Origin of the sequence: Hymenobacter aerophilus DSM 13606 (assembly GCF_000382225.1) — a bacterium.
In the GTDB taxonomy this organism is placed as follows: domain Bacteria; phylum Bacteroidota; class Bacteroidia; order Cytophagales; family Hymenobacteraceae; genus Hymenobacter; species Hymenobacter aerophilus.
In genome coordinates, this window is sequence record NZ_KB907813.1 from 94416 (window position 1) to 100754 (window position 6339).

The 6339-nt window shown below is 63.3% G+C and carries 4 protein-coding genes and 1 pseudogene; 1 reads left to right on the forward strand and 4 read right to left on the reverse strand.

What is annotated here, in order from left to right; genetic code table 11:
- Positions 1-52: 52 nt before the first annotated feature.
- Positions 53-1093 carry a uroporphyrinogen decarboxylase gene (gene hemE / locus H145_RS0111850; RefSeq protein ID WP_019948369.1) on the forward strand — a complete coding sequence of 347 codons (1041 nt, stop codon included), beginning with the start codon at positions 53-55 and terminating at the stop codon, positions 1091-1093.
- Between the two features lie 135 nt (positions 1094-1228).
- Here hemE and H145_RS0111855 read toward each other — a convergent pair whose 3' ends face one another.
- From H145_RS0111855 to H145_RS24505, 4 genes and pseudogenes are all read right to left on the reverse strand, one after another.
- A complete protein-coding gene (locus tag H145_RS0111855) occupies positions 1229-2242 on the reverse strand; it encodes a bifunctional heptose 7-phosphate kinase/heptose 1-phosphate adenyltransferase (RefSeq protein WP_019948370.1) in 1014 nt (337 codons plus the stop codon).
- A 183-nt stretch (positions 2243-2425) separates the two neighbouring features.
- The gene (locus H145_RS0111860; protein ID WP_019948371.1) at positions 2426-3652 is read right to left on the reverse strand and encodes a pyridoxal phosphate-dependent aminotransferase; all 1227 of its coding nucleotides are present in this window, start codon (positions 3650-3652) and stop codon (positions 2426-2428) included.
- Between the two features lie 189 nt (positions 3653-3841).
- Positions 3842-5884, reverse strand: coding sequence for a glycosyltransferase family 2 protein (locus H145_RS21075; RefSeq protein ID WP_019948372.1), 2043 nt, complete (start codon positions 5882-5884; stop codon positions 3842-3844).
- A gap of 203 nt (positions 5885-6087) precedes the next feature.
- Positions 6088-6339: pseudogene (locus H145_RS24505) on the reverse strand (IS982 family transposase); the annotation flags it as partial.

The window sequence follows — 6339 nt, forward strand, 5'->3', positions numbered from 1 at the left end:
GTCAAACTTATAACTTGCGGCTTGCAGCTTGCCGCTTGCAGCTTCAAAAAACGTGCTTCAAAACGACCTGCTTTTGCGTGCCGCCCGCGGCGAAGAAACCGAACGTACCCCCGTGTGGCTCATGCGCCAGGCGGGCCGCATTCTGCCCCAGTACCGCGCCCTGCGGGGCCGCCTGAGCGGCTTTAAGGAGCTGGTGGAAACGCCCGACCTGGCCGCCGAAGTCACTATCCAGCCCGTCGATGCGCTCGACGTGGACGCCGCCATCATCTTCTCCGACATTCTGGTGGTGCCCGAAGCCATGGGCCTCACCTACGAGATGGTGGAAGCCCGCGGCCCGCTGTTCCCCGAAACCATCCAGAACGCCCAGGACGTGGCCCGCATGCGCATCGCCGACCCTGAGGAGCACCTTGGCTACGTGCTGGAGGCCCTGCGCGTAACCAAGCGCGAGCTGAACGGCCGGGTGCCGCTCATCGGGTTTGCCGGCGCCCCCTGGACTATTTTGGCCTATATGGTGGAGGGCCACGGCTCGAAAACCTTCAGCAAGGCCCGTCGGATGCTGTACCAGAACCCCGAGCTGGCCCACGAGCTGCTGCGCAAAATCACGGCCACCACCATTGCCTACCTGCAGGCCCAGGTAACGGCCGGCGCCAACCTGATTCAGGTATTCGACTCCTGGGCCGGCATTCTGCCGCCCGCGCACTACAAGGAGTTCAGCCAGCGCTACATTGCCGAAATCTGCGCCGCCATGCCCGCCGAAGTGCCGGTTACAGTATTCGCCAAGGGTGCTTTCTGGGCCATCGAGGACTTCGCCGCCCTGCCCGGCTGCCGCACCATCGGCCTCGACTGGAACCAGGACCCGCGCACTGTGCGCCCGCTGGTGGGCGACAAAACCCTGCAGGGCAACCTCGACCCCTGCGCCCTCTACGGCACGCCCGCCCAGGTGCAGGCTGCCACCAAGGCCATGCTCGACCAGTTCGGCCCCCAGCGCCACATTGCCAACCTCGGCCACGGCGTCTACCCCGATACCAACCCCGACAACGTAAAAGTCTTCATCGAAACAGTGAAGGAATACAGCGCCGGAATGCGGGGTTAGAAAACCTCATCTGTCATCCTGAGCATAGCGAAGGACCTATACAGAAGGCAACACCAGAAGTTAGCCCCTGGATAGGTCCTTCGCTATGCTCAGGATGACAAACGGGTGTTCTGCTTTGCTCCTTGACCAAGAAATTTACCAGCTCAGCAATGCCTGCGCTTCGGCTAGTAGCTTTTGCTTCTCAATCGGCACCACGCCCACCTGCTCGCAGACGAGGCCGCCGCCCAGGTTGGCCAGTGCGGCCGTGGCCGGCACCGGCAGGCGCAAAGCCACACACAGGGCGGCAATACTGATAACTGTGTCGCCGGCGCCTGATACGTCGGAGATGGTGCGCAGGTGGGCCGGCAGGTAGGTTTTCTGGTTCTGCAACTGGGCAAACACGCCGTGCTCCGATAGCGTCACGAGCACCGTATCGGGTTCCAGCAGCTCGCGCAACCGGGCCACGGCCGCCTCGAAGCCGGCCCGGTCGGTGGTGGGGTCGCCGAATTCGAGCTTGAGGCCCTCGCGCAGCTCTTTCAGGTTGGGCTTGAACAGGGTGCAGTGCTGGTAGGCCAGGAAGTTCTTTTTCTTGGGGTCGACCACCGTGGGCACGTCCCGCTCGCGGGCCAAACTGATGAAGTGGCGGATGTTGCTTTCGGTGAGTACACCCTTGTCATAATCCTCGAAAATTACCACATCGGCCCGCGCCAGTAGCTCCGTAAAACGGGCCGTGAGGGCCTCGTTTTCGGCCGCGTCGGCTTCGGTTTCCACTTCTGAGTCAATGCGCAGCAGCTGCTGGCCGTGGGCCAGGATGCGCTGCTTCACGGTAGTGGGCCGGGCGCCGGAACGCACGATTCCCGCAGCCGACAGCCCGTTTACTTCCAGCCGCTCCAGCAGCTGGTCGCCGCCCGCATCATCCCCAATCAGGGCGCACAGCAGCGGCGTGGCCCCGAGGGCCTGCACATTAAGCGCCACGTTGGCCGCCCCGCCCAGGCGCTGCTCGGTGCGGCTCACGTTCACCACCGGCACCGGCGCCTCGGGCGAGAGGCGCACCGAGCGGCCCCACACGTAGGCGTCGAGCATCACGTCGCCTACAATAAGCACGGTTAGCTGGTTGAAGGCGGCAAACAGGTCGGGCAGCGAGGCGGGCGGCAGGGCGGTAGCGGGCATCAAAAGCGGAAGCTGGTAAGAAGCCGCAAAGGTAGGCTAGTATTGAGTAGTGGGTAATAAGGAAGGAGAACGTCATTCAGAGCGCAGCGAAGAATCTCGCGTGAATCGTTGAACGACAAGGACGCAACGTCAGCACGCGAGATTCTTCGCTGCGCTCTGAATGACGTTCTCACCAAATCACCTCTATCCCAGCTTGGCCAACGAAGCCTTGATGCGCGCGAAGGCTTCGCGCAACTTCTCATCGGCGGCGGCGGTGCTGAAGCGCAGGCAGTCGGGCGCGCCGAAAGCAGCCCCGTCGACGGCGGCTACGTGGGCATCGTTGAGCAGGTACATGGCTAGGTCGGCGGCCGTGGCAATAGTTTCGCCGGTGGCGGTGGTGCGGCCGAAGTAGCCGGTGACGTCGGGAAACAGGTAGAAGGCGCCGCTGGGTACGTTGGTGCGGAAGCCGGGAATGTCCTGCACCAGTTCCAGCACCAGGTCGCGGCGGCGGCGGTAGGCGGCCACCATTTCGTCGGCCGAGGCGCGGCCGCCTTCCAGGGCGGCAATGCCGGCGCGCTGGGCAATCGAGCAGGTGCCGGACGTAATCTGGCTCTGAATTTTCTCGCAGGCGGCGGCAATTTCGCGCCGCGCAGCCAGGTAGCCCACCCGCCAGCCGGTCATGGCGTAGCCCTTCGAGAAGCCATTGACGGTAATCACCTGGTCCTTTACCTCATCAAATTGGGCCAGACTCACGTGCTCGCCCACGAAGTTGATGTACTCGTAAATCTCATCGGCTACCACATACACGTTGGGGTGGCGGGCCACGACGGCGGCCAGTTCAGCCAGCTCTTCGCGGCTGAAAACGGCCCCGGTGGGGTTGCAGGGCGAGGAGTACATGATGAGCCGGGTGCGGGGCGTAATGGCGGCTTCCACCTGCGCGGCCGTTACTTTGTAGTCGTTTTCCAGCGTGCCCATCAGCGGGATGCTCACGCCCTCGGCCAGCCGCACCATCTCCTCGTAGCTCACCCAGTAGGGCGAAAACACCAGCACCTCGTCGCCCGGATTTACCAGGCTCAGCACGGCGTTGGCCAGCGCCTGCTTGGCCCCCGTACTCACCACAATGTTCTCGGGCTGGTAATCCAGCTGGTTGTCGCGCCGGAACTTGTCGCAGATGGCCTGGCGCAGCTCCAGATAGCCGGGCACCGGCGTGTAGAACGTGTAGCCCTCATCCAGTGCCTGCTTGGCGGCGTCTTTGATGTACTGGGGCGTCTGGAAATCGGGCTCCCCAAAGCTCAGGGTGATGACATCGACGCCCTCGGCCGCCAGCGCCCGCGCCTTTTTGGCCATGGCAATGGTTTGCGACTCCTGCATGGCGTTGATGCGGTCGGACAGAACAAGCGGGGCGCGGTCGGTAGCGGCAGTGGAGGACATATTCGGGGCTGGGTTTGGGTGGAAGGGTAAAGGTAGGAGGAAGTGAGATACGGGATGCTGGGATATGAGACGAACGTCATTCAGAGCGCAACGAAGAATCTCGCGTGCTGACGTTGAGTACTGCCGCAACGTCAGCATGCGAGATTCTTCGCTGCGCTCTGAATGACGGCCTTCCACTACCTCTTGCCCCTACTCCTCGCGGCCCAGCTGGCGCAGGCACCGGGCCATGATGCGCCAATCGAGGGCGGGGTGGTAGTCTTTGGCGTAGAGCAGCTCCAGGCGGCGGCGGGTGGCCTCATCGAGCGGGGCACTGGCGGCGGCCGCGGCGGTATCGGCGGGCGAGAGGATGGCGCGGGCAGCAGCTTGCGGCGCGGCGGCGTGGCGCAGGCCCACCCAGGTGCGCGCGCCGGCCAGCACCCGCAGGCAGTTGCGCACGAAGCCGGCTTTGCGCTGCACCAGCCACACCAGCACCGGACTCAGCGCCAGCAGCAGCAGACTGCTCAGAACGTCGAGCAGGCGCTTGTTGCGCACCTGTTCGGGGCGGAACAGGTTGAGCGTGATGTCGAGGGCGTAGTAGTCGCCGGGCGAATCTTTGCCCGAGCTGCCGATGATGTACTGGCTGCCGGGGGGCAGAATTTTGAACGCTACCGGCGGGTGCTGGGGCAGCCCGGCCATCAGCCCGATAATCTGGCTGGCGGGCAGGTCGCGGCCGCAGAACACCAACTCATCGAGCCCATAAATACGGATAATGTCCTCCAGCTGGCGCACCTCCCCCAGCAAGTCGTCGGGCGGCGGCGGGGCAGCAGCTACGGCCGTACCAGTTGGCCCGGCTGCGGCCTCGGCGGGTGCGGCGGGTGCGGCATCCGGCGCCACGTAGCCGATGATGCGGGCTGGTACGGCAGCCTGCTCCAGCAGCTGGCGCACCCGGCGGCTTTCCTCGGCCGAACCCACGATACCCACGTTTTTCTGCTGATTCTCGCTTAAACTAAAGCGGCGGTAGCGCAGGAAATTGCCCGCCGCCCGCCGCAACAGCAGCGCCGCCACGGCCCACGCGCCGCCCAGCAGAATCAGGGCCTTCGAGAAGCGCCAGGCGTCCAGGAAGTTGCTGAAAGCCGAAATCAGCAGCGTGCCCACCACGATGCCGCGCACCAGCCGCCCGGCCCGCAGCGGCCGGTCGTAGGCCCCGCTCAGGAAGGCCGAACCCAGCCACACGGCAATGTAGACGGGCACCGCCACCAGCATGTACTTTTCGGGGTAGGGCCCGCGCACGTACTTGTGGTTGTGCTCCCAGTAGGTTTTCAGCACGTACATGCCCGCGTAAATCAGGCCGGCATCGAGCAGCACCGGGGCGGCCCGCAGCAGCAGCCGCTGGGCCACGGCCGCCCCCGCCCGCAACCAGATGGCCGCATTTATCAGCACCGAAAATGTGCCCGCCCGCTGCGGCGCGAAGTGCTTGCGGGCAAAAATCACCATCGCCCGGTAGAACACGAACACGTAGTTGACGCTCGTGCGCTTGGTGCTTTCGCCCTTGTAATGGATAATGCGGGTGCCGGGGTAGTAGAAATTCTGCCAGCCACCCTGGGTAAGGCGGTACGAGAGGTCAATGTCCTCGCCGTACATAAAGTAGTCCTCGTCGAGCAGACCCACCTCGCGTAGCGCGGCGCTCCGCATCAGCATGAAGGCGCCGCTGAGCACCTCAATTTCGTGGGTTTCGTCGGGACTAAGGAAGCCCAGGTGGTAGCGCCCGAAGCGCCGCGACCGGGGGAACAGCCGCGCCAGCCCGAATATCTTGTAGAACGCCACCGCCGGCGTAGGCAGGCCGCGCTTGCTTTCAGGCAAAAACCGGCCCTGCCCATCCAGCATTTTCACGCCCAGCCCGCCGCAGCGCGGGTGCGCATTCATAAACTCGCAGCACAGCCGGAAGGTATCTTCCTCCACCACCGTATCGGGGTTGAGCAGCAGCACGTAGCGGCCCTTGGCAAGGCGCAGAGCCTGGTTGTTGGCCTTCGAGAAACCGGGGTTGTCGTGGTTGGCAATGAGCATCACCTCCGGAAACCGGGCCCGCACCATGGCCACCGAGCCATCGACCGAGTTGTTGTCGACTACAAATACCTCCAGCGGCCGGCCCAGCTTCTCGCCCGCCCGCCGCACCGACAGCAGCGCCTGCTCCAAAAAGTAGCAGACGTTATAGTTGACAATGATAACGGACAGGGCAACTTCTTCGGGCGGCACGGGGCGGAGCGTCGGCGGTAGTTAGGGCCGCGAAAGTTACGCAGAAGCGAGTTTGGAGGCTGGCTGCAGAAACTGCTATAAACCGTTTGTCATCCTGAGCAGCGCGAAGGACCTATACAGAAGCTATTGTTTGGTGTCAGCTTCTGTATAGGTCCTTCGCAAGCTCAGGATGACAAATGGTTCTAGCTAACCCAAGTTGCGGACTATAACCCAACTTGGTGTAGGGCGTGGGCAAAGATGAAGAGGGCGATTTTCAAGGCAAACCCAGCCGCTGTTACGGCATGAATCTGCTTGGGAAAGCGTGCGGTCAGGCGACTAAAGGTCGTTTCAATGCCCTTACGAAAGTACTGAATCAGAAAGTTTTGCGCTGGATGGTGGGGCCGTTTGCTGTTTTTGCGCCGCGCGCTTTTCTGTTGGTTGCCGCTCGCTTCTGCGAACACGTCCTCCGCCACATA